Origin of the sequence: Sulfitobacter sp. F26169L (assembly GCF_026410285.1) — a bacterium.
GTDB lineage: Bacteria > Pseudomonadota > Alphaproteobacteria > Rhodobacterales > Rhodobacteraceae > Sulfitobacter.
The window spans coordinates 85,368-107,304 of record NZ_JAPMLP010000007.1 but is presented as its reverse complement, the minus strand read 5'-3'; the positions used below and the strand labels follow the sequence as shown (position 1 = coordinate 107,304).

Sequence of the window (21,937 nt, the reverse complement as noted above, 5' to 3'; positions counted from 1 at the left end):
CCGCGTTGGAGAAACCGAGGACCAACGAACGTCGATTACAGTCCAGAATATGAATGGGGTTTTTCGCGGCTTAAATCGGGATGAATCCCGCATGTTCTGCCAATGATCAATGTTGGCCAAGGTGTTCTAAAGTGCAGTTTTCGATGCAGCTTTATTGCCTGACATCCGGGAAATTGCAGACCCGCGCCCCGGGCCTGCAATTCGTCACGCAGAATTAAGGGTTTAGCCTAAAGCGCAGTCCAGAGCTGGAACAACAGACCTATGGCAAATGAACCTGTCAACGCGATGCCGAGATACAGCAAAAACACCTCTTTTCTGACCAAGGCCCAGACCGCGATTGCAGCGGGCAGCGAGCTAACCCCGCCTGCGACCAGAAACGCCATGCCCGCCCCCGGTGCCATACCCTGTCCCATCAAACCGCCCACCAATGGCAGAGCAGCATAACCATTCAGATAAGCAGGCACACCTACTAGGGTTGCAATACCGATGGGAGCGATGCCCGCGCCACCAAGCGAGCTTGCGACCAGATCGGCAGGCAGCCATGCCAGCATCAGGCTTTCGAGGATAAATGCAAGCGTCAGCCATTTGGCGAGAAACAGCGTGGTCTTGATGCCCTCGCGCCAGAATTTAGCGACACGTTCATCTTCGCCCCAGAATTTCCAAACAACTGGCTGAACCGTGCGGACCTTTGCCCCCCCGCAACCGCCATTGCCAACACCGTCACGCAGGGGATCGGACAAAGCACCCGAATTGGCCAGAACGTGAACCACGAAACCACCAAAAATACCCAAACTTAGGGCAGCGATCGTTTTGCCTATGGCAAATTCGATGCCCAGAACGCCTGTGGTCAGAAAAAACATTGATGGATCCATCACCGGCGAGGCAAGCCAGAATGCCATGACCGCGGAAAGCGGCACGCCCATCGCGAGCAGCGCAGCAATGAGAGGAATGACACCGCAGGAACAGAACGGAGAAAGCCCGCCGACAACAGCGGCAACAAAGATCATCATGACCGGTGAGCCGGTAAAGGCCCGCGCGATCAGCCCGTCCGCGCCAGTTGCCCCGGCATAAGCCGCGATCCCGACAGATAGGGCAAGAAAGGGCACTACATTCGCGAGGTTCTGGGTGACAAAACCCGCAGTGGTGAGACCAAGGGTTGGCGCGAAGATAAACAGCAAAAAGAGAATGCCTGCCGAGACCAGCCAGACCTTCTCTTTTGTCCAGAACCGTTGAAATAGGTCATTGGTACGGGACGGGACATTGGAATTGAGTTCGGTCATGTCTAAATCCTTAGGTTTATAGTTTCTTTTGGGCGAAAAAATAGCGATAGCCATTATGCAGCATCCTTCCGCGTGAGCTTCACCCCTGTGCAGCATTCCGACGTCAGGAACGACACAGTTTGATGCATGATATCGAAATCCACGCGGTTTACGATCTGCCGTCCCTGCCGCTCTTGTGTCACCAAGCCGGCATCCACAAGAGTTTTGAGATGGTAAGCTAGGGTAGACGCCGCCATGTCCAGATGCTGCCCAATCTCCCCGATATTGAGTCCGTCTTTTCCCGCACGGACCAATAGGCGAAATATCGTCAGCCTGGTGTCATGGCCAAGAGCGGCGAGTGAGAGTGCTGCGGAAGTATGTTTCATCATAGAAGCCATGATAAAACTACAAATGTAGTTGAGTCAAGATACCTTATGAACGCTGCTCAGTTCAGTCAGTATTGAAAATGGCTCAGCGATACAGGACCGCCCCATATTCCCCAAAGTATCATTTTGAGAGCAACGATTAGTCGCCTCGAAAACCGGTGTTCTCTTCGGGAGCCCCTGTCAGGCATCGCTACCCGCCTCAGTGGCTGCCCAAAACGCCCGTACGGACCTGATAGTTCACCGCAACCTGATAATCCGGATCATCGTCGCTATCGATCATCAGGTGGCCCGCTTTGGTCAGCAGCGCGTGACAATCGCGGGTCAGGTGGCGCAGCTCCAGACGTTTGCCTGCAGCTTCGTACTTGCCTGCCATTGCCTCGATCGCCTGAAGGGCGGATTGATCGACAACGCGGCTGTCTTTGAAATCCACAATCACGACCTCAGGATCTTCTGCCACGTTGAACAGCTCGGCGAACCCCTCGGCTGAGCCGAAGAACAGCGGCCCCTGCACCTGATACACTTTCGCACCCTCGGGCGTGGTGTAGGTACTGGCATGGATACGGCGCGCGTTGTTCCATGCATAGGCCAGCGCGCTTACAATCACACCAACGACAACAGCAACCGCAAGATCCTTGTACACCGTCACAACGGTCACCAGCAGAATTACAAATGCATCTGTAAACGGAACTTTCCGCAGGATCGTAAGGCTGTTCCAGGCAAATGTGCCGATCACAACCATGAACATCACCCCAACAAGTGCAGCAAGGGGGATCAGCTCGATCAGCGGGGCGGCCGCGACGATAAACACCAGCAAGAACAAGGCCGCGGCAATACCCGCAACACGGGTGCGCCCGCCCGATTTCACGTTAATCATCGACTGGCCGATCATCGCACAACCGCCCATGCCGCCGAAAAATCCGGTGACAGTGTTGGCCACACCCTGCGCGATACATTCCTGGCTGGCACCGCCACGGGTGTTGGTCATATCGCCCACAAGGTTCAGCGTCAGCAGGCTTTCGATCAGGCCGATTGCCGCAAGGATCACGGCGTAGGGCGCGATAATGTACAATGTCTCCATGTTTAGCGGGGCAAGTGCTGTGCCATACAGCCCCTCACCGGTGCCGAACGGATTGTGGAACGATGGCAAACCGCCCTGAATGGAGGCAAGATCACCGACGCGCGGGACGTCCATACCTGTAAAGATCACCACGGCGGCAACAATCCCGATACCGGCAAGCGGCGCAGGAATAACGCTTGTAATACGCGGCATCACCCAGATGATCGCCATCGTCGCGCCAACCAGCGCCAGCATCAGATAGAGCGGCATACCCGACAGCCACTCGCCCCCTGACATGCCGTGGCCTGTATCAACCATAGTGCCCGGCACCTTGAATTGCCCCATCTGGGCCAGAAAAATCACTATGGCGAGGCCGTTCACAAAGCCGAGCATCACCGGATGCGGCACCAGCCGGATAAATTTGCCCCACTGCATGACGCCTGCAAAAATCTGCAATAGACCCATCAAAACGACCGTGGCAAACAGATACTCAACCCCGTGCTGGGCAACCAGCGCCACCATCACTACCGCAAGCGCCCCCGTGGCACCCGAAATCATGCCGGGACGTCCACCGATCAGCGCTGTAATCAGCCCCACCAGAAATGCCGCATACAGACCCACCAGCGGGTGCACACCTGCAACAAACGCAAAGGCCACGGCCTCCGGCACCAGCGCAAGCGCGACCGTAAGGCCCGACAACAGTTCAATCCGCATCCGCGACACCGAAAACCCGTCTTCGCCCATCCAGCGTAGATCGGTTACATCCTTGGGCGTCAGGTTTTTTGTAAAACTACGGAATGTCGCGCGCACAATAGCGTCTCCTACGGGGAAATGGGGGATGGGTAGTTGCGCTGCACCTAGACCATGTATGCAAAAAAGGAAAGCGGCAGCGCGGATTTCTCTCGCACACGCGACGCGGCAATATTGATATGCCGGATCGGCGCGCGTTACAGGCAGGTACATAAATCACAGGCTTGTCAGGTGACCTTTTGTACGGTTGCAATAGTTTTGCCAGAGCGCCACCATTGCCACAACACGATCAAAGGAAAAACCCATGAACTCCACCAAAATTGCCATCATCGGCGGCTCCGGAATTTATGACATCGACGGGCTTGAAGGCGCGCAATGGACAACGATGGAAACGCCATGGGGGGCGCCCTCGGATGCGATCCTGACAGGCAGCCTGAACGGTATTGACATGGCATTCCTTCCCCGTCACGGACGCGGGCATATCCACTCCCCCTCGACAGTGCCCTACCGCGCAAACATCGACGCACTCAAGCGTCTGGGGTGTACCGATGTGATATCCGTCTCGGCCTGCGGGTCATTCCGTGAGGCAATGGCACCAGGGGATTTTGTAATTGTAGACCAGTTCATCGACCGGACCTTTGCGCGGGAAAAGTCGTTCTTCGGCACCGGATGCGTGGCCCATGTAAGCGTGGCACACCCCACCTGCCCCCGCCTGTCCGACGCCTGCGAGGACGCGGCGAAAGCAACCGGCGTAACGGTTCACCGTGGCGGCACGTATCTGGCTATGGAAGGTCCGCAGTTTTCCACCCTGGCTGAAAGCAAAATGTACCGCGAAAGCTGGGGCGCTGATGTGATCGGCATGACCAATATGCCCGAAGCGAAACTCGCCCGCGAGGCCGAACTGTGCTATGCATCCATTGCGATGATCACCGATTATGACAGCTGGCACCCCGATCACGGTGAGGTCGATGTGACCGAGATCATCAGGACATTGCAGGGCAACGCTGCCAATGCGCGCGATCTGGTGGCGCGTCTTCCCGCTCTTTTGGGCGCAAATCGCGCGCTTTGCCCGCACGGTTGTGACCGCGCACTTGAATACGCCATCATGACCCAGCCCGAAGCGCGCGATCCAGCTGTGCTGGCAAAACTTGACGCGGTCGCGGGGCGGATGCTCTGACGCTGCTTCGGTTGGCATCTACGCTCTGGTTTTGCGCTGCCTTTTCCGCGCAGGCCTAGGATTACGTCGAAACTGTCGGCCAGCTGAATGATAATGCGTTTTACCGTCATGTCGCCTGTGCGGCGCCGTCTTGCCACCCCTCTGCCAAGCCGTTTTACAGGTGGCGAAAATCTACGGTAAGCGTCGCCATCATGCAACGCGATGCCCCGTTTCTGGGAGGCGAAATTTAACGCGCCGAAGCCAGTGTCGTGCGCGCCTTGCAGCACCTCAACAAGGTCGGCGTGGGCTTGGCGTTACGACTGTCATCTGATGCCCCCGATATACCAATATATCTACCGGACACCGCGCGCGGCGAGAGAATTGCCACTGCAAACAGAAGCATCCTTGACGGATTAACTATGGCCAACGCCATCACCGCGCTGGACGTCGAAATCAGCACAATCAACGGTGCTGTTATCGGCTTGTCGCGCAGCATGTCCATCCGGCAGTACGAAACCGGCTTGCTCGAAGAAATCACCCAAGCTTTGGGGTTAATGAGCGATATCGCCAATCCGCACTACCGCGGCCGGTCTATCCTGTCCCAAAACGCCGACAACAGCTTGAAAGCCTTGGGTGATCAGGACAAGATCGCACTCATCCGCCATTATCCTCCTAGCTGAAAGAACCCTATGCCCTTTGATCTCTGGCTTACTTTCGTGGCCGCCTCTATCGCCTTGCTCCTTATTCCAGGACCAACCGTTTTACTCGTGCTCAGCTATGCGTTGTCCAAAGGCCGCTCGGTTGCAGTAGCATCCGCCGCCGGTGTTGCTCTGGGTGATCTGGTCGCGATGACCGCATCCCTTGCCGGGCTCGGCGCACTGGTGCTGGCCTCGGCGACCTTGTTCACGATCCTCAAATCGGCGGGCGCCGTCTATCTGGTCTACCTCGGCATAAAACTGATCAGCTCGGCTTCCACAGGCGGGCTGGAGATGCCAAAGACCGATAACATCACAGCGCCACAGGTTTTCACACATGCCGCGGCGGTGACTGCGCTGAACCCCAAAAGCATCGCGTTTTTCATCGCCTTCGTGCCGCAGTTCATACGCCCTGATGCGGCGCTGTTGCCGCAATTTGCCATCCTGATCGCCACTTTTGTCACACTTGCCGCCGCAAATGCGCTGGTCTATGCGCTCGCAGCCGACCATTTGCGCCGCTTCATCGCCAAGCCTGATATCATCGCGTGGATCACCCGCGCAGGCGGGGGAGCATTGATCGCCATGGGCGTTCTTACCTCAACCTTGCGCCGGAGCACATCATGAAAACTGTCCGTGACTATATCCGCACTATCCCCGACTTCCCTCACGAAGGCATTATGTTTCGCGATGTGACCACACTTTTTGCCGATCCGCGCGGATTTCGCATGGCGATTGACCAGATGCTGCACCCTTACGCAGGGCTGCGCATAGACAAAGTTGTGGGTCTTGAAGCCCGTGGCTTTATCATGGGTGGCGCGATCGCCCACCAACTCAGTGTCGGCTTCGTGCCCATTCGCAAGAAGGGCAAACTGCCGGGAAAGACGCTCAGCCAAGATTACAAACTTGAATACGGCGAAGCCACAATGGAAATCCATGACGATGCGGTAAAACCAGGTGAAAAAGTGCTCGTCGTGGATGATCTCCTCGCCACAGGCGGAACGGCAGAAGCAGGCATTAAATTGCTTCAGCGTCTCGGTGCGGAGATCGTTTCCACCAGCTTCATCATCGACCTACCCGCTCTCGGTGGCCGGAAAAAGCTGGAAAGCATGGGAGTAGACGTACAGATATTGTGTGAATTCGACGGGCATTGATACCGCCCAATTTCTTTTGGCCATAAATATCCCGGGGGAATCGGGCTCCAGCCCGATGGGGGCTGGCCCCCGGACAACATCTCAGCGTAAAACAGCGCCGGGATTCATTATGCCCAGCGGATCCAACGCCGTCTTTATCGCCCGCATCGCAGAAAGTTTTGCCGGATCAGCGTATTTCTCCAGATCACCAACCTTCATCCGCCCCACACCATGCTCTGCCGAGATTGAACCGCCAAGGGAATCTACCAGATCATGCAAGCAGGCTTTTATAGCATCACGCTGGTTTTCATGTTCACGACGGCTGCGTCCAACTTGCGGGAAAATATTGTAATGCAGATTGCCGTCTCCCACATGGCCAAAGCAGTTGATCCTGAAATCACCCATCTCGGACATCTTCTCGCCTGCCTGTGCAATAAACCCGGGGATCGCCCCCAGCGGCACAGAGATATCATGGCTCGACACTGATCCGATGCGCCGGTTGGCTTCGGGTATGCTCTCACGGATCGTCCAGAAACTCTGCGCCTGCGCGGTGGATTGCGCGATCAGTCCATCTGTCACCAGCCCGGCTTCGGCGCCCTGCGAAAACAGGCTCTCCAGCGCAGCTTGCGGGTCCATATCGGCAGTCAGCCCCAATTCAATCAAGACACACCATTCCGGCGGGGTCGTGAAGGGTTGGCGCACATCGGGCATCGTTTCGCTCAGAAAATCAAACCCCTGACGGTGGATCAGTTCAAACGCGCTGACCATTTCACCGAACAGCCCGCGCGCAACACTCAAAAGCTTCAGCGCGGCGTCGGCGCTCTCCACCACCAGCAATGCGGTGCCGGTTTGCGCAGGACGCGCAAACAGTTTCAACGCGGCAGCAGTGATCACACCCAGCGTCCCCTCCGCCCCGATCAGCAGGTGCCGCAGATCATAGCCGGTATTGTTTTTGCGCAGTCGCGTCAAACCGTGCCAGATTTGCCCGTCAGGCAGAACCGCCTCCAACCCCAAACACAAATCGCGCGCATTGCCGTACCGCAGCACTCCCGTACCACCGGCGTTGGTGGCCAGATTGCCGCCAATCCGTGCAGTGCCTTCCGCAGCTAGGGACAAAGGGAACAGACGGTGCGCGGCTTCTGCCGCGCTTTGTACATCGGCCAGAACCGCACCCGCTTCGGCAACCAACACGTTTTCATCGGGGTAAACCGCACGAATGGCGCTCATCCGTTCCAGCGACAAAATCAGCGGTGCAACGCCATCGGGTGCAACCTGCCCGCCAACCAACCCCGTACCGCCACCATAGGGGATCACGCCTACACGCGTTTGCGCCGCCAAGCGGATGAGGGTCGCGACATCTTCGACACAGCGCGGCTTGGCCAAAACCCCACCCTGCCCCGCGTAACGGCCACGCGGTTCTTCCAGATAGCGCTGCGAGGGGTCAGCGATGGTTCCATCCGGCAACGCTGCGCGCAAGGTTTCAGCAAAGGCGGCATCGGCGGGATTCAAATCGTATGTCATGTGTATTGATCTAATGCGCCCGAAGCGGATGCAAGCCCTAAGAGAACAAGATTGGGCTCGGCAGACCAACCTTCAGACGGCGGTTGCCTTGCCCCGCCGGTCGCTGCGCAGACATGCATACAGAACGTGGGTGCGCCAGCGCCCGTCGATTTGTAGATAGCTTTGCGCAACACCTTCATACTTGAAACCCGAACGTTCCAGCAGGCGGCGCGACGCGGTGTTTTCCGGCAGGCATGCCGCTTCGATCCGGCTAAGCTCAAGATGGGTGAAAGCGTAATGCACAACGGTTTCAATTGCTTCGCGCATATAGCCTTGGCGCGCAAATGCCTCGCCCGTCCAATAGCCCAACGTGCCGGCCAGCGCCGGACCACGACGGATATTATCCAGCGTTATCGCCCCCAACAGCATCTGGTCCTGACGGCGTACCAGAAACAGCGGCATTGCCGTGCCCGCGTTAATCGAGCGGTTGGCCCAGTACACGCGGTTTGAAAACGCCTTGCGGGAGAGGTGATCATCCGCCCATGCAGGCTCCCACGGGGTCAGAAACGCACGGCTGGCACTGCGCAGCGCCACCCACGGGCGGAAATCCTGATGCACAGGCGGGCGCAATGTCATGCGCTCGGTTTCCAGCTTCAGTTTACGCCGCGCCAGCAGCATCAGGCGACGCGCCGCGCCTCTAGGGCCTCCAGCGTGGGCGCGCCCTCGACAGGACCGTAGAGGGCCAGCGCGGCAGGTGCGGTGGCTGCCATACGTTCGGCAAAATCGCGCACATCACCTGTGGTCACTGCATCAATCTGGGCAATGGTTTCTTCTAGCGGCGGGATGCGATCCCAGATCTGGATCAGCCGCGCCAGCCGTTCGGCACGGTTTGACGGGCTTTCCAGCCCCATCAACAGCCCAGCCTTCATCTGCGCACGCGCGCGCGCAACTTCGGCGGGTGACATATCGGTTGCGGCACGCTTCATCTCGTCAATGGTGATGCCTGCCAGTTCCGGCAACTGTGCGCCGGAGGTTCCGGCATAGACAGTCATCATGCCTGTATCGGCATAGGCCCCCGCCTGGGCGAAGATCGTATAGCACAGCCCACGGTTTTCGCGTACTTCCTGAAACAGACGCGATGACATACCACCACCAAGCGCCGAGGCATAAATTTGTGCCACATAGATGTCATCGGCGCGGTAGCCCGGCGATTCAAAACCCAATGCGAAATGCGCCTGCTCAAGCTCTTTGACCTGCCGGTGTTCACCCCCTGTAAACACGCCGGCCAGCGCCGGAACCACAGGTTTGGCCGCCATATCGCCAAACAGGTTTTCCGCCATCGCCACAAGGGCATCATGATCCACCGCACCGGCCGCTGACAGAATCATCTGCTCGGGTCCGTAGTGCTGGTCGATGAAACCGTTTAGGTCCGCACGGCTAAAGTTCGAAACCCGCTCTGACGGGCCAAGAATTGTGCGCCCGATTGGCTGGTCGGGGTATGCCTGCTCCTGCAACCAATCAAAAATCACATCGTCGGGCGTGTCGAGCGCCTGACCGATTTCTTGCAGGATCACGCCGCGCTCTACCTCGATTTCCGCATCGTCCATCACCGGATTGCGGAGGATATCGGCAATCACCTCAAGCCCCAGCGGCACATCATTTTCCAGAACGCGCACGTAGTAGGCTGTCACCTCGCGCGAGGTGTACGCGTTTATATAGCCGCCCACATCTTCGATCGCTTCTGCGATTTGCAAAGCGGTGCGAGTTTTGGTGCCCTTGAACGCCATATGCTCCAGAAAGTGGGCGATGCCGTTTTGCGCAGGTGTCTCGTGGCGGCCACCTGCCCCCACCCACACCCCGATAGAGGCAGAGGCAAGGCCCGGCATATGTTCTGTCACGATGCGAAAGCCGTTTGAAAGGCGGTGCGTTTGCAGTGTCACTGAGCAATCAGTCCTTTAATCTGGGTCTTGAGCGCTTCGAGCTCGTTTGGCACGCGTGTCAAACGCTCGGGGCGCTCAAAAAGGTCGGCCATACGCGCAGGCAGTGGCGGGCGGATACCCGTGGCCGCCTCTACCGCGTCGGGGAATTTGGCGGGGTGCGCCGTGGCAAGTGTGATCATCGGCGTGGCCGGATCGCGCATTTCGTTGGCAACCTTCACGCCCACAGCGGAATGCGGGCACAACAGCTCTCCGCTGCGCGCCAGCGTATCCTTGATGGTGGCGGATGTCTCATCTTCGGAGGCGCGGCCGGATGTGTAATGTTCCGATAGCGCCTGTGCCGCCCCTTGGGAGACATCAAACCCGCCCTCCGCCAGTTCGGCCATCAGCTGCGCCACGGCATTGCCATCGCGGTTATAGGCATCAAACAGCGCACGTTCGAAATTTGAAGACACCTGAATATCCATCGACGGGCTGATAGAGGGGTGAACCGCATCCTTGTGATAGCCCTGCCCAGACAGGCAGCGGTGCAGAATATCGTTCTGGTTGGTTGCAACAACCAGCTGGTCAATCGGCAAGCCCATCTGCTTTGCAATGTAGCCTGCGAAAATGTCACCGAAGTTACCCGTCGGCACGGTAAAGCTGATGCGGCGATCCGGTGCGCCCAGCGACACGGCGGATGTGAAGTAATACACCACTTGCGCCAGCACACGGCCCCAGTTGATCGAGTTTACCCCCGCCAGCTTCACACCGTCGCGGAATTCGAAATCGTTGAACATATCTTTCAGGCGCGCTTGGCAGTCGTCGAAATCGCCATCTACGGCCAGCGCATGTACGTTGCTTTCGGAAGGTGTTGTCATCTGGCGGCGCTGCACATCGGACACCCGGCCATGGGGATAAAGGATAACAACATCCACATTGTCCAAACCGCGAAACGCCTCAATCGCCGCCGATCCGGTATCGCCCGAAGTTGCGCCGACGATTGTGACCCGTTCGCCTTTCCGCCCCAGCGCAAGCTGGAACATCTGGCCGATCAGTTGCATTGCAAAATCCTTGAACGCCAGCGTCGGACCGTGGAAAAGCTCCAACAGAAAATGGTTTGGGGCCAACTCCTTGAGCGGTGCGCGGCTGTCGTGACCGAAATCTGCATAGGCTTTGGCGATCAGATCGCGAAATTCTGCATCGGTGAACGTATCGCCAATAAAGGGGCGCATCACGGTAAAGGCAACATCTTCGTAAGACTGCCCCGTCATCGCGGCGATCTCATCACGGCTAAGCTGCGGAATGGTTTCGGGCACATACAAGCCACCGTCACGGGCAAGCCCAGTCAGCATCGCTTCCTCGAAGCTTAGAGTCGGGGCAGTGCCGCGGGTAGAGATATAGCGCATGGGTTAGCTCGCAGAGGTTGGGGCGCGACGGGCGCGCAAGATAAAGGCCAGTGACATCGCCACCCAGATCGCAGCAAGCGAAAACCACGTGATGGCATATTGCAGGTGGTCGTTTGGAATCGCGCTGGTGTCAACAGGCAGAGGGCTGACAGGCGCATCATCGAAGGAGGTTTGCCGCGCCACAACAAGAACCGGATCGGTGTCCAGCGCCTTGGCCATGGCATCAACATCACGGGCGAACCAAATGTTATCCTCCAGATCCGGTGCCGGTGTGAAACTGTCGGTTTCCTGCGGCCATTGCAGATTTCCCTGAACGGTCACGGTGTCTGCATGCGCGGGGATATCACCCAGCGCCACAGGCACGAAGCCGCGATCAAGCAGAACACGCCGCTCGCCCGTTTCAAGGGCGGAAATAATACGATATCCCGCGCCGATGTCTTTCTGGCTGACCAGCACACGCAGATAGGCCGGCGCGATTTGCCCTGTGACCGTTACCGGCAGGTATGAATCGTCCTCACGATCGGGCGTATCCGGGATCGTGACCGGAGCCGCCTCTATCCGCGCATCGATATCTGCAATCACGCCCAGTTTCCAATCAAGCCGCTGCACCTGCCAGATGCCAAGCCACAGCAGAATCGCTGCACCACCGGCACCAATGACAACAAGGAAAAGACTGCGGCGCATGACGGCTCCAATAAGAGTGGTCGGTAACAAAAACGCGCGAGGCCCTGCCCCGCGCGTGTGTTTTAGCCTGTGTCGCTAAAGGTGCAAGCCCGTGCTTAGTTTGCAGGAATGCCCCAGATGTAGACAGCGAAGAAAAGGAACAGCCATACAACATCGACAAAGTGCCAGTACCATGCGGCGGCCTCGAAACCGACGTGGCGTTCGGGTGTAAAGTGGCCCGCGCGCGCGCGCAAATAGCATACAAAAAGGAAGATCGTACCGATGATCACGTGAAAGCCATGAAATCCTGTGGCCATGAAGAAGTTGGAGTAGAACATCTCTCCGCCAAATTCCCAACCTTGATGCAATACATGCGAATATTCATAACCCTGCAAAAAGGTAAACAGCACACCCAGAACCACCGCGATCAGCAGGCCGTTCTTGAGGTCTGCACGGTTGTTGCCATGCACCAGCGCGTGGTGTGCCCAAGTCACAGCACAACCTGACAACAGCAAGATAAGCGTGTTGATCAGTGGCAGGTGAAAGGCATCAACCTGATAAACTTCCGATGGCACATAAGTGGAACCGACGTATTCATTCATCGGATACAGCGCTTGTTTAAAAAAGCCCCAGAACCACGCAACAAAGAACATCACTTCGGACATGATGAACAGGATAAAGCCATAGCGCAGACCGATCTGCACTACCTTTGTGTGATCGCCGATTTTGCTTTCGTCAACAACCTCGGACCACCAGCCGAACATGCAGTACAGCGTACCTGCAAGACCGATCAGAAAAACAAACGGCGTGATCGAGTGCATCCAGAGAACACCGCCCGTCAGCATGACAAATGCAAACAGCGAGCTGAGCAGTGGCCAGATGGAGGGGGCTAGAATATGATAATCGTGATTTTTTGCGTGGGCCATGGCGCGCGTTCCTGTGTCCTTGTGTTTAGTTCAAGTCGGTTGGCTGATCTGTTTCAAGGGCGGCATACCCTTCCGGCAAATCAATTTCGTAGAATGTATATGACAGCGTGATGGTATGTATATACTGACCTTCACGATCATCAACAATTTCGGGGTCAACATAAAAGCTGACGGGCATCTGAACCCGCTCCCCGGGGGCGAGTACCTGCTCTTCGAAGCAGAAGCAGTCGATCTTCTGGAAAAACGCCCCTGCCTGATAAGGCGTCACGTTGTACGATGCCTGACCCGCAATCGGTCGGCTGGTCGGGTTGTAAGCCTCGTAAAAGGCCAGCCCGGTTTCGCCGATACGTACTTCCATTTCACGCTGGACGGGTTTGAACTCCCAGCCCATGTGGTTGTTGAGCGACCCGTCAAAGCGGATTTTGACCGTCTGCTCTAGCACGTCATCAGATGCTACCGCCGAAACGCCCGGAACACCGCCAAATCCGGTTACACGACAGAACCAATCATAAAACGGGACAGACGCCCAAGCGAGGCCCCCCATCATCACAACCACGCCAACAGTTTGAAAAACAGTTTTCTGTGGACCTGAAAGCGCCATCAGTCTGTGCCTCCTGTGTTCTGCTGCTCCCCTACCCCGTTCGCCTGCGAAGCGGGAATACGGAAATCAGTCGAGGTGATTTTGGTGAAGGTCAGGACCATCACCAATAATACAAATGCGCCCAGCAAAATCCCGACACCGATGTTCAGGCTTTTGCGGCGGCTGTGCAGTTCGTGTTCCGGGCGCAGGCTCATCCCCATGCTCCCATTCCGAAGGACGACAAAGCCGCCTCTACAAGAATCGCGACGAAATGGGCAAACAGATACCAGAGCGACAGGCGGAAGAACTTGCGCTCGGTGGCGAAGTTATCGGCTTCCGACATGTCCTCGTCGCGCCGCCAAATCTCAAAGGCGCCTTTCAGGAACAATCCGTTCAGAACCAGCGCAGTCACCAGATACACCCAGCCGCCAATCGCGCTGAATGCCGTTCCCACGGCCAGAACCGCCAGTACAATAGTGTAGCCTAGAATATGATTGCGCGTGGCCCGACGGCCATGGGTTACCGTTAGCATTGGCACCTTGGCATCGTCGTAGTCGTTGCGCATGAACAGCGCCAGCGCCCAGAAATGCGGCGGTGTCCACATAAAGATCAAAGCGAACATCAACCATGGTTCGAACGCAAGTGTTCCGGTTGCTATCGTCCAACCGATCACGGGCGGAAACGCACCGGCGGCGCCGCCGATAACGATGTTCTGCGGGGTCGAGCGTTTGAGCCACATCGTATAGGGCACAACATAAAAGAAAATTGTGAAGGCCAGCATGAATCCGGCCAGCAGGTTCGCGCTAAGCGAAAGCATCATCACCGATAGGCCGGACAGCGCGGCACCCAGATACAGCGCGGATTGTGCTGTCACCTTCCCCGCCGGAACGGGCCGGTTCACTGTGCGCTTCATCACCGCATCAATATCCGCATCCCACCACATGTTCAAAGCACCGGATGCTCCCGCACCAATGGCAAGAAACAGGATAGACGCAAAGCCGACGACCGGATTGACCGAAACAGGCGCGGCCAGCATCCCCACAAGGGCAGTAAACACCACCAGCTGCATAACCCGAGGCTTCAGCAGGGCGTAATAATCACCGAACTGCGGATCTGCGTCAAAAGATTGTGCATTTGTCACGTCAGTCATTGTATCTGAATCCCATGGCAATTCATGTAGCGAGGCCGCAGCGCAGGGTCATGCGCGGCGGCGTCAGGGTTTTGTGGGCGGGGGGCATTTGCACCCCGCCAGAGATATCAGTCAGCAGATGCAAAGGTCCGTGTTTGCGGAATACCTGCGTATTCTTCCTTCGCACGGCCCAGCCATTCTGCATAAGCCTCCTCGGAGACGACTTTTACAGTGATCGGCATGTAAGCATGTGCTTGACCGCAAAGCTCAGAACACTGACCAAAGTACACGCCTTCTTTCTCAGCGCTGAACCAAAGCTCTGCCAGACGTCCCGGAACCGCATCCTGCTTCACGCCGAAGGCCGGGATCGTCCATGCGTGGATCACGTCGGACCCAGTTACCTGCACCACGATTGTTTTGTTCACAGGCACAACAACCGCCGTATCGGTGGCCAGCAACCATTCGCTTTCGGTGTATCCCGCCTCTTCCAGCTGCGCGACCACCTCGGGCGTTTTTACGTTTTCGCCGCCCAGTGCCGGTGCGCCGATCATGTAGCTGTCAAAACCGAAATCCTCGTCAACGTACTCGTATGACCAGTACCATTGGTTACCGATCGCCTTGATCGTAACGTCAGCAACAGGAATTTCCTGCTGGCGGAACAGGATGGGCAAGGACCATGCACCAATCGCGACCAGAACCAGAATCGGCACCACTGTCCACGCGATTTCGACCGGCGTGTGATGTGTAAACGAAGCAGGTGTCGGGTTACGTTTCGCGTTGTAGCGGAACGCGACCCAGAGGATCAGGGCGGTCACAAACAGAGTGATCACGGTGATGATCACCAGAATCATTCCATCCAGCCATTGCTGGTCAATCGCCAGTTCGGTCACGGCGGGCTGGAAGCCCATCTTGCCGTCCACCGGCACGCCGATGATCTCAAGTCCTTGAGGATCAACGCTTTGCGCCCATGCAGGTAGGCTTGTAAAGCCAGCCAAAAGACCGGCAAGTGTGAGGTGCTTTGTCATCATTTTCGTCCTGATATTCTTGACCCTGGTTGTCGAAAACGCACAGGAACTCCCCCTGCCGTTGTAATCTTGCGCCTTACAATCATATTCTGGATACGAAAGAAAGTCCTATGCTTGCGTCATATAGACACGATGCGCCTTTCCCCACCTTACGGAGTACACCCCATGGCCGACACCCCCTTTTCGCCGTTTGACGACAGTCTTGATCGCGACACCGCCCTGAAAGTCCTGCGCGAGGCAGTAGCTGGGGCCGATGATGGCGAGCTGTTCTTCGAACGCCGTCGCTCGGAAGGGTTGGTCTTTGACGACGGCCGGCTGAAAACCGCAAATTATGACGCGGCGACAGGTTTCGGCCTGCGTGCGGTACGTGGTGAGGTCGCGGGATACGCCCACTCCACCGAGATATCGGAAGCCGCATTGCGCCGTGCTGCGCAAACCGCGCGTCTGGCTGTGGGTGACGGGGGTGGGACATGGGCAGACGCTCCCGATGGCACCAACAAAAAGCTCTACACCGATGAAGACCCCATCGCTGGCGCCGCATTCGCGGTAAAGGTAGAAACCCTGCGCGAGATTGACGATTTCTGCCGCAGTCTCGATCCGCGTGTGGTTCAGGTCAGCGCTTCTATCGCGGCCTCCATTCAGGAAGTCGAAATTCTGCGTCCCGAGGGCAGTTCGGTTCGTGATATCCGCCCGATGACGCGGGTGAATGTGTCTGTCATCGTTGAACATGAAGGCCGCCGCGAAAGCGGCACCGCAGGTGGTGGCGGACGCATCGCGCTCGACGGAATGCTCGCCGCTGATGATTGGCAGGGCAAGGCGCGCGAGGCATTGCGGATCGCCCTGGTAAATCTCAAGGCAGTTCCTGCGCCGGCTGGCGGGATGGACGTGGTGCTTGGCCCCGGCTGGCCCGGTATCCTGCTGCACGAAGCTATCGGTCACGGGCTTGAGGGTGATTTCAACCGTAAAGGCACCTCCGCCTTTGCAGGTCTGATGGGCCAGCAGATCGCCGCCAAAGGGGTGACCGTGCTGGATGATGGCACCATCCCCGACCGCCGCGGCTCCATCTCGGTCGATGACGAAGGCACGCCCAGCGCCAAAAACGTGCTGATCGAGGACGGCAAATTGGTCGGCTATATGCAGGACCGCCAGAATGCGCGCTTGATGGGCGTCAAAAGCACCGGCAACGGACGCCGACAGAGCTTTGCCCACATTCCCATGCCGCGCATGACCAACACCTATATGCTAGGCGGCGATACGAGCCCCGGGGACATCGTGGCAGGCCTCAAGGACGGTATCTACGCCGTAGGATTCGGCGGCGGTCAGGTGGACATCACCAACGGTAAATTCGTGTTCTCCTGCACCGAGGCCTACCGCGTGGAAAACGGCATCGTCGGCGCACCTGTCAAAGGCGCCACCCTGATCGGAGACGGCGCAACAGCGTTGAAGCACATCCGCGCCATTGGGAATGACCCGAGCCTTGATCCCGGCATGGGCAATTGCGGCAAGCAGGGCCAGTGGGTGCCTGTGGGCGTGGGACAGCCAACCTTGATGATCGGCGGGCTGACGATTGGCGGTGCGGCGGCGTGAGACGGTTGCCGCTGCCGATATGGGCGAACGACCGCAACGCAGCCAAATCGCTGTCAGTTGGCGACGTGCTATTGGCGGGTTTCGCGATGATCTGCGCGATGCCGCCGCTTGGATTGGCGTTGATAGTCGTGGGTCTTGTGCTTGAGTAGATTGACGTATCGCGCGCGGTAAATATGTATCCTCAATTGTACGGCGCTTTGTTGTTTATCAGCACATCCGTGATTTGGCCCGGTGTCATAGTCGGTGCGATTTGCACCCTGTTTGCCGCAAAAAAAACGGATTTGGCGGATGGGCCTTTACAGCCCTGATCGGTGCGGCCTGCGCGGGCTTGTTCTTGTTGCCATTTCAGGAATTTGTTCAGTGACAGGCTGGCAGCGGCTATCTTTTCTTATGGTGCACGGCGCAATCGGTTCATTTGTATTTTGGGTCATTCTACGCGTCAGGCGCCCCACCGCGATAAAGCCATGCTCAGCGCAGCCAAACGCCCATTGAACCGAATTGCCCCTATATGATTCACTCCCTGTTAACCACCTCTAGCTATACCTGATTCCAGCAACAGACGGAGCGACGGGAATGACTGACAGGAACACCAATCCTTCTTCCACTCACCCCCCACTCCCACCCACCCAGGAAGACGAACAGTTTGCCCGTCTCCGTCTGTTGCGCTCGCGCCGGGTTGGTATTGCCACGTATAAACGATTGCTGACTGAACACGGCACTGCGCAAAACGCGCTGGCCGCGCTGCCCGAGGTGGCGCGCGCCGCGGGCGTTACCGGATACGAAATTTGTCCCGAAGGCGTAATCCGTGCGGAATTGCGCGCGGCCCACGCGATCGGGGCAAAGCTGCTGCATATGGATCACCCCGATTACCCCGCCGCGCTGGCCGAACTTGACGATGCACCGCCTTTTCTTTGGCTTTTGGGCGATCCTGCGCTGTTCGCGCGGCCCGTCATCGCCCTTGTCGGTGCACGCAATGCATCCTCGTTGGGCACCCGAATGGCGCGCACCCTTGCCCATGATCTGGGTGAAGCGGGATTTGTCGTGGTGTCCGGACTTGCCCGCGGGGTTGATGCGGCGGCACATCTGGCTGCCTTACCCTTTGGCACGATTGCAGTGCAGGCCGGTGGCGTGGATATAATGTATCCTGCCGAAAATACCGCTCTTGCGCAGGATATCGCAAAACAGGGCCTGCGCCTGTCCGAACAACCGATCGGTCTGCAACCGACTGCGCGGCACTTTCCCAGACGCAACCGGATCATTTCCGGCCTTGCCCGCGCCACGGTGGTGGTAGAAGCGGCAGCCCGTTCGGGCAGCCTGATCACAGCGCGCGATGCGCTGGATCAGGGGCGTGATGTGCTCGCTGTTCCGGGCCATCCGTTTGATGCGCGCGCCGCAGGCTGCAATATACTCATACGTGATGGTGCTACATTGGTGCGCAATGCCAGCGATATCATCGAGGCCCTCGGCCCCCTTCACGAAGAAGCGCCGGAACGTCCCATCGCCGCACCCACATCGAAGCCGGTTCCGCCCAAACCAAAACGCAGCCTGCGCGAAACGGCCAGCCTGCACCTGTCCATCCTGCAACGGCTTGGCCCCTCCCCGGTTGCAGAAGATCAACTGATCCGCGATCTGCAAATCAGTTCCGCCGCGATGACACCGGCCCTTGTCGAGCTTGAGATGGACGGCAAGGTCAGACGCAGCGCAGGCGGGCTTTTGTCGCGCCAGTGACAGGGCCGATCAACCCCGAAAATTGCTGACCGCAATGGCTAAACTGCCCTGAAACGTAGCATTTCCGGCATGGTCTGCGCATTGTCAAATACCGGCCTGCATTGACAATGCCCCCTTGCATCCCACATGTCAAAGACCGTAGACGCCGCCAAACACTCCGTCGAAGGACCCTAATTGCATGCCAGTAGTCGTTGTCGAATCTCCCGCCAAGGCCAAGACGATTAACAAATACCTTGGTGACAATTTCACAGTTCTCGCGTCTTATGGCCACGTCCGTGATCTGCCGCCAAAGAACGGATCGGTTGATACCGACAACGATTTCGAGATGCTGTGGGAAATTGACAGCGGCTCCAAAAAGCATGTCAAAGCGATTGCAGACGCGCTGAAGCTGGACAACGAACTGATCCTCGCAACCGACCCCGATCGCGAAGGCGAGGCGATCAGCTGGCATTTGCAGGAAGCGCTGACAGCGCGTAAGTCGATCAAGAAGGACACGCCTGTCAGCCGGGTTGTGTTCAACGCGATCACCAAAGCTGCCGTAACTGAGGCGATGAAAAACCCGCGTCAAGTAGATATGCCACTGGTGGAGGCGTACCTTGCCCGCCGCGCGCTTGATTATCTTGTCGGGTTCAACCTCAGCCCTGTTTTGTGGCGCAAACTGCCCGGCGCAAAATCTGCCGGTCGTGTGCAATCGGTCACCCTCCGCCTGATCACCGAGCGTGAAATGGAGATCGAAGCGTTCCGCCCCCGCGAATACTGGAGCGTAAAGGCTCTTCTGGCCACCCCCTCCGGCCAGGAGTTCGAGGTGCGGCTGACCGAACTTGCAGGCAAAAAGCTCGACAAATTCGATATCGATGACACGACCAAAGCCGAAATGGCCGTGCAGGCCGTGTCCAGCCGCGATCTGAGCGTTTCTTCCGTCGAAGCCAAACCCGCGTCGCGAAACCCTTCGGCCCCGTTTATGACATCAACCTTGCAGCAAGAGGCCAGCCGCAAATTCGGCATGGGCGCGCGCCAGACGATGAGCACCGCGCAGCGTTTGTATGAAGCGGGTCACATTACCTACATGCGGACAGACGGTATCGACATGGCCCCCGAGGCCGTACAAATGGCGCGTGACGCCATCACGGACCGCTACGGCAATAAATACATCCCCGAAAAGCCCCGTGTTTATAAAAACAAGGCGAAAAATGCGCAGGAAGCGCACGAATGTATCCGCCCAACCGAAATGTCGAAAGATGCCGATGCGCTGAAGCTGATGGATAGTGACCAGCGCAAGCTTTATGATCTGATCTGGAAACGCACGCTGGCCTGCCAGATGGCAAGCGCGCGGATGGAGCGGACAACGGCTGAGGTGTCCTCGAAAGACAAGCAGGTTTCGTTGCGTGCAACTGGTCAGGTCGTGTTGTTCGACGGATTTCTCAAGGTATACGAGGAAGGCCGCGATGATGTGGCGGATGATGATGAAAAACGCCTGCCACAGATTGCTCAAGGGGACGCGCTGAAAAAAGCCGCCGCTGCGCGCTATCATGAGGAATTTGCCAAAGCAGCGGGTGTGGGCGACGAAGACCTGATTGACGCTGGCGACAAGGGTGCATCCGGTATGCAGCGCAAATCAGGTGCGGTGCTGGCCGAAAAAGATGCGGTTCTGGGCGCGCAGCATTTCACCCAACCGCCCCCGCGCTACACCGAAGCAACTCTTGTCAAACGTATGGAAGAGCTCGGCATCGGCCGCCCGTCAACCTACGCCAGCATTGTCACCACTATTCAGGATCGTGGCTATGTGCGCCGCGAGGGCCAGCGCCTGATCCCCGAAGACAAAGGCCGTCTGGTTACCGCCTTCCTTGAAAACTATTTCCGCCGCTATGTCGGATATGATTTCACCGCCGATCTTGAAGACCAGCTGGACAAGGTTTCGGCAGGGGATGCGGAATACAAGAAGGTGCTCAGCAGGTTCTGGGAAGATTTTTCCGCAGCGATTGCCGAAACATCCGATCTGCGCATCACCGAAGTGTTGGAAAAGATCAACGATGTGCTGGCCCCCCACCTCTTCCCCGAAAAAGAGGACGGAAGTGACCCGCGCCTGTGCCCCAACTGTGAGATCGGGCGTCTCAGCATGCGCACTGCCCGTTCCGGCGGCGCATTCATCGGCTGCTCGAACTACCCTGAATGTCGTTATACCCGCCCCTTCGGCCCCCCCACCCCCGAGGCAGAGGCATCCGCTATCCCGCCGGAGGGGAAACTGCTGGGCGAAGACAACGGCGACGAAATCCGCGTGTTCAAGGGGCGTTTTGGCCCCTACGTCCAGCGCGGCGACGTGACCGAGGAAAACAAAAAACCGCCGCGCCAGTCGATTCCCAAAGACTGGGCACCAGAAGAACTGGATCTGGAGCGCGCCGTGATGCTGCTCTCTCTGCCGCGTGAAATCGGGCCACACCCCGAAGATGGCATCATGGTCTGGGCCAACATCGGGCGCTATGGCCCGTATCTAAAACACGCGCCCAGCACGTCGGACCGTGGTGGCACGAATGCCAACCTTGAAGGGATCGACGAAGTTTTCACCGTCGGAATGAACCGTGCTGTGCAGTTGCTGGCTGAAAAAGTTGCTTCCCGCGGGAAGCGCGGCGTGGCCGCAGCCCCCCTGCGCGAGTTGGGCGAACACCCCACTGCCGGGGGTCCGGTAAACGTGATGAAGGGGAAATACGGCCCCTACGTGAAATGGGAGAAGATCAACGCGACCATTCCCGACACGATCGAGCCGGAAGACATCACCATAGACCAAGCCGTTCACCTGATCGACGAGCGCGCTGAAAAGACGGGCAAGAAAAAACCGGCCCCGAAAAAGAAGGCAGCGCCGAAGAAGGCGGCTGCCGCGAAGAAGAAAGCGCCGGCAAAGAAGGCGAGCGCGTCAAAAACGGCAGCTAAGAAAGCACCGGCAGAGAAAGCTGCTGCTAAAAAGGCCGATTAGCGGCAGTGACCCCCGCGCACCTGCGCGGGGTTTGTCACATCGTGATAACATTCGCGTCACTTCCGGTTTGGCC

General features: G+C 57.7%; 21 protein-coding genes. 8 read left to right on the top strand and 13 right to left on the bottom strand.

What is annotated here, in order from left to right; genetic code table 11:
• Nucleotides 1-227: 227 nt before the first annotated feature.
• From OS189_RS14850 to OS189_RS14840, 3 genes are all read right to left on the bottom strand, one after another.
• The gene (locus tag OS189_RS14850) at nt 228-1,280 is read right to left on the bottom strand and encodes a permease (protein ID WP_267168110.1); all 1,053 of its coding nucleotides are present in this window, start codon (nt 1,278-1,280) and stop codon (nt 228-230) included.
• Between the two features lie 53 nt (nt 1,281-1,333).
• Entirely contained in the window at nt 1,334-1,648 is a 315-nt protein-coding gene (locus tag OS189_RS14845; RefSeq protein WP_267168144.1) for an ArsR/SmtB family transcription factor, read from the bottom strand.
• Between the two features lie 196 nt (nt 1,649-1,844).
• On the bottom strand, nt 1,845-3,515 hold the full coding sequence (locus OS189_RS14840) for a SulP family inorganic anion transporter (protein WP_267168143.1): 1,671 nt from the start codon (nt 3,513-3,515) through the stop codon (nt 1,845-1,847).
• Nucleotides 3,516-3,756: 241 nt separating this feature from the next.
• Here OS189_RS14840 and OS189_RS14835 point away from each other — a divergent pair, with 241 nt between their 5' ends.
• The 4 genes from OS189_RS14835 (at nt 3,757) to OS189_RS14820 (ending at nt 6,454) form a co-directional block, all read left to right on the top strand.
• Nucleotides 3,757-4,629: an S-methyl-5'-thioadenosine phosphorylase gene (locus tag OS189_RS14835; protein ID WP_267168109.1), complete on the top strand. Its 873-nt coding sequence runs from the start codon at nt 3,757-3,759 to the stop codon at nt 4,627-4,629.
• Nucleotides 4,630-5,027: 398 nt separating this feature from the next.
• On the top strand, nt 5,028-5,288 hold the full coding sequence (locus OS189_RS14830; RefSeq protein ID WP_267168108.1) for a hypothetical protein: 261 nt from the start codon (nt 5,028-5,030) through the stop codon (nt 5,286-5,288).
• A gap of 9 nt (nt 5,289-5,297) precedes the next feature.
• A complete protein-coding gene (locus OS189_RS14825) occupies nt 5,298-5,927 on the top strand; it encodes a LysE family translocator (RefSeq protein ID WP_267168107.1) in 630 nt (209 codons plus the stop codon).
• Entirely contained in the window at nt 5,924-6,454 is a 531-nt protein-coding gene (locus tag OS189_RS14820) for an adenine phosphoribosyltransferase (RefSeq protein WP_267168106.1), read from the top strand. The genes OS189_RS14825 and OS189_RS14820 overlap by 4 nt, the downstream gene beginning before the upstream one ends.
• Nucleotides 6,455-6,535: 81 nt before the next feature.
• Here the strand turns inward: OS189_RS14820 and OS189_RS14815 are convergent, their stop codons facing one another.
• The 10 genes from OS189_RS14815 to coxB form a co-directional block, all read right to left on the bottom strand.
• A complete protein-coding gene (locus tag OS189_RS14815; RefSeq protein WP_267168105.1) occupies nt 6,536-7,954 on the bottom strand; it encodes an FAD-binding oxidoreductase in 1,419 nt (472 codons plus the stop codon).
• A 72-nt stretch (nt 7,955-8,026) separates the two neighbouring features.
• Nucleotides 8,027-8,611 (bottom strand): GNAT family N-acetyltransferase, encoded by a 585-nt coding sequence (locus OS189_RS14810; RefSeq protein WP_267168104.1) that lies wholly within the window; start codon nt 8,609-8,611, stop codon nt 8,027-8,029.
• Nucleotides 8,611-9,873 carry a M16 family metallopeptidase gene (locus OS189_RS14805; protein WP_267168103.1) on the bottom strand — a complete coding sequence of 421 codons (1,263 nt, stop codon included), beginning with the start codon at nt 9,871-9,873 and terminating at the stop codon, nt 8,611-8,613. The genes OS189_RS14810 and OS189_RS14805 overlap by 1 nt, the downstream gene beginning before the upstream one ends.
• Nucleotides 9,870-11,258 carry a threonine synthase gene (thrC, locus tag OS189_RS14800; RefSeq protein ID WP_267168102.1) on the bottom strand — a complete coding sequence of 463 codons (1,389 nt, stop codon included), beginning with the start codon at nt 11,256-11,258 and terminating at the stop codon, nt 9,870-9,872. The genes OS189_RS14805 and thrC overlap by 4 nt, the downstream gene beginning before the upstream one ends.
• A 3-nt stretch (nt 11,259-11,261) precedes the next feature.
• A complete protein-coding gene (locus OS189_RS14795; RefSeq protein ID WP_267168101.1) occupies nt 11,262-11,942 on the bottom strand; it encodes an SURF1 family protein in 681 nt (226 codons plus the stop codon).
• 95 nt (nt 11,943-12,037) lie between these two features.
• Nucleotides 12,038-12,847 (bottom strand): cytochrome c oxidase subunit 3, encoded by an 810-nt coding sequence (locus OS189_RS14790; protein WP_267168100.1) that lies wholly within the window; start codon nt 12,845-12,847, stop codon nt 12,038-12,040.
• Nucleotides 12,848-12,872: 25 nt separating this feature from the next.
• On the bottom strand, nt 12,873-13,448 hold the full coding sequence (locus OS189_RS14785) for a cytochrome c oxidase assembly protein (RefSeq protein ID WP_267168099.1): 576 nt from the start codon (nt 13,446-13,448) through the stop codon (nt 12,873-12,875).
• The gene (locus tag OS189_RS14780; protein WP_267168098.1) at nt 13,448-13,642 is read right to left on the bottom strand and encodes a cytochrome c oxidase system small membrane protein; all 195 of its coding nucleotides are present in this window, start codon (nt 13,640-13,642) and stop codon (nt 13,448-13,450) included. The genes OS189_RS14785 and OS189_RS14780 overlap by 1 nt, the downstream gene beginning before the upstream one ends.
• Nucleotides 13,639-14,577, bottom strand: coding sequence for a heme o synthase (gene cyoE / locus OS189_RS14775; RefSeq protein WP_267168097.1), 939 nt, complete (start codon nt 14,575-14,577; stop codon nt 13,639-13,641). Before cyoE ends, OS189_RS14780 begins: the two co-directional genes overlap by 4 nt.
• Before the next feature lie 107 nt (nt 14,578-14,684).
• Nucleotides 14,685-15,581 carry a cytochrome c oxidase subunit II gene (gene coxB, locus OS189_RS14770; RefSeq protein ID WP_267168096.1) on the bottom strand — a complete coding sequence of 299 codons (897 nt, stop codon included), beginning with the start codon at nt 15,579-15,581 and terminating at the stop codon, nt 14,685-14,687.
• 165 nt (nt 15,582-15,746) lie between these two features.
• On the opposite strand from coxB, the gene tldD reads away from it, so the two are divergent.
• The 4 genes from tldD (at nt 15,747) to topA (ending at nt 21,864) form a co-directional block, all read left to right on the top strand.
• Complete coding sequence (gene tldD, locus OS189_RS14765; RefSeq protein WP_267168095.1) at nt 15,747-17,168, top strand: metalloprotease TldD; 1,422 nt, start codon at nt 15,747-15,749, stop codon at nt 17,166-17,168.
• Complete coding sequence (locus tag OS189_RS14760) at nt 17,165-17,317, top strand: hypothetical protein (protein WP_267168094.1); 153 nt, start codon at nt 17,165-17,167, stop codon at nt 17,315-17,317. Before tldD ends, OS189_RS14760 begins: the two co-directional genes overlap by 4 nt.
• 424 nt (nt 17,318-17,741) lie before the next feature.
• Nucleotides 17,742-18,896: a DNA-processing protein DprA gene (gene dprA, locus OS189_RS14755; protein WP_267168093.1), complete on the top strand. Its 1,155-nt coding sequence runs from the start codon at nt 17,742-17,744 to the stop codon at nt 18,894-18,896.
• Between the two features lie 178 nt (nt 18,897-19,074).
• The gene (gene topA / locus OS189_RS14750; protein WP_267168092.1) at nt 19,075-21,864 is read left to right on the top strand and encodes a type I DNA topoisomerase; all 2,790 of its coding nucleotides are present in this window, start codon (nt 19,075-19,077) and stop codon (nt 21,862-21,864) included.
• The last annotated feature ends 73 nt before the right edge of the window (nt 21,865-21,937 follow it).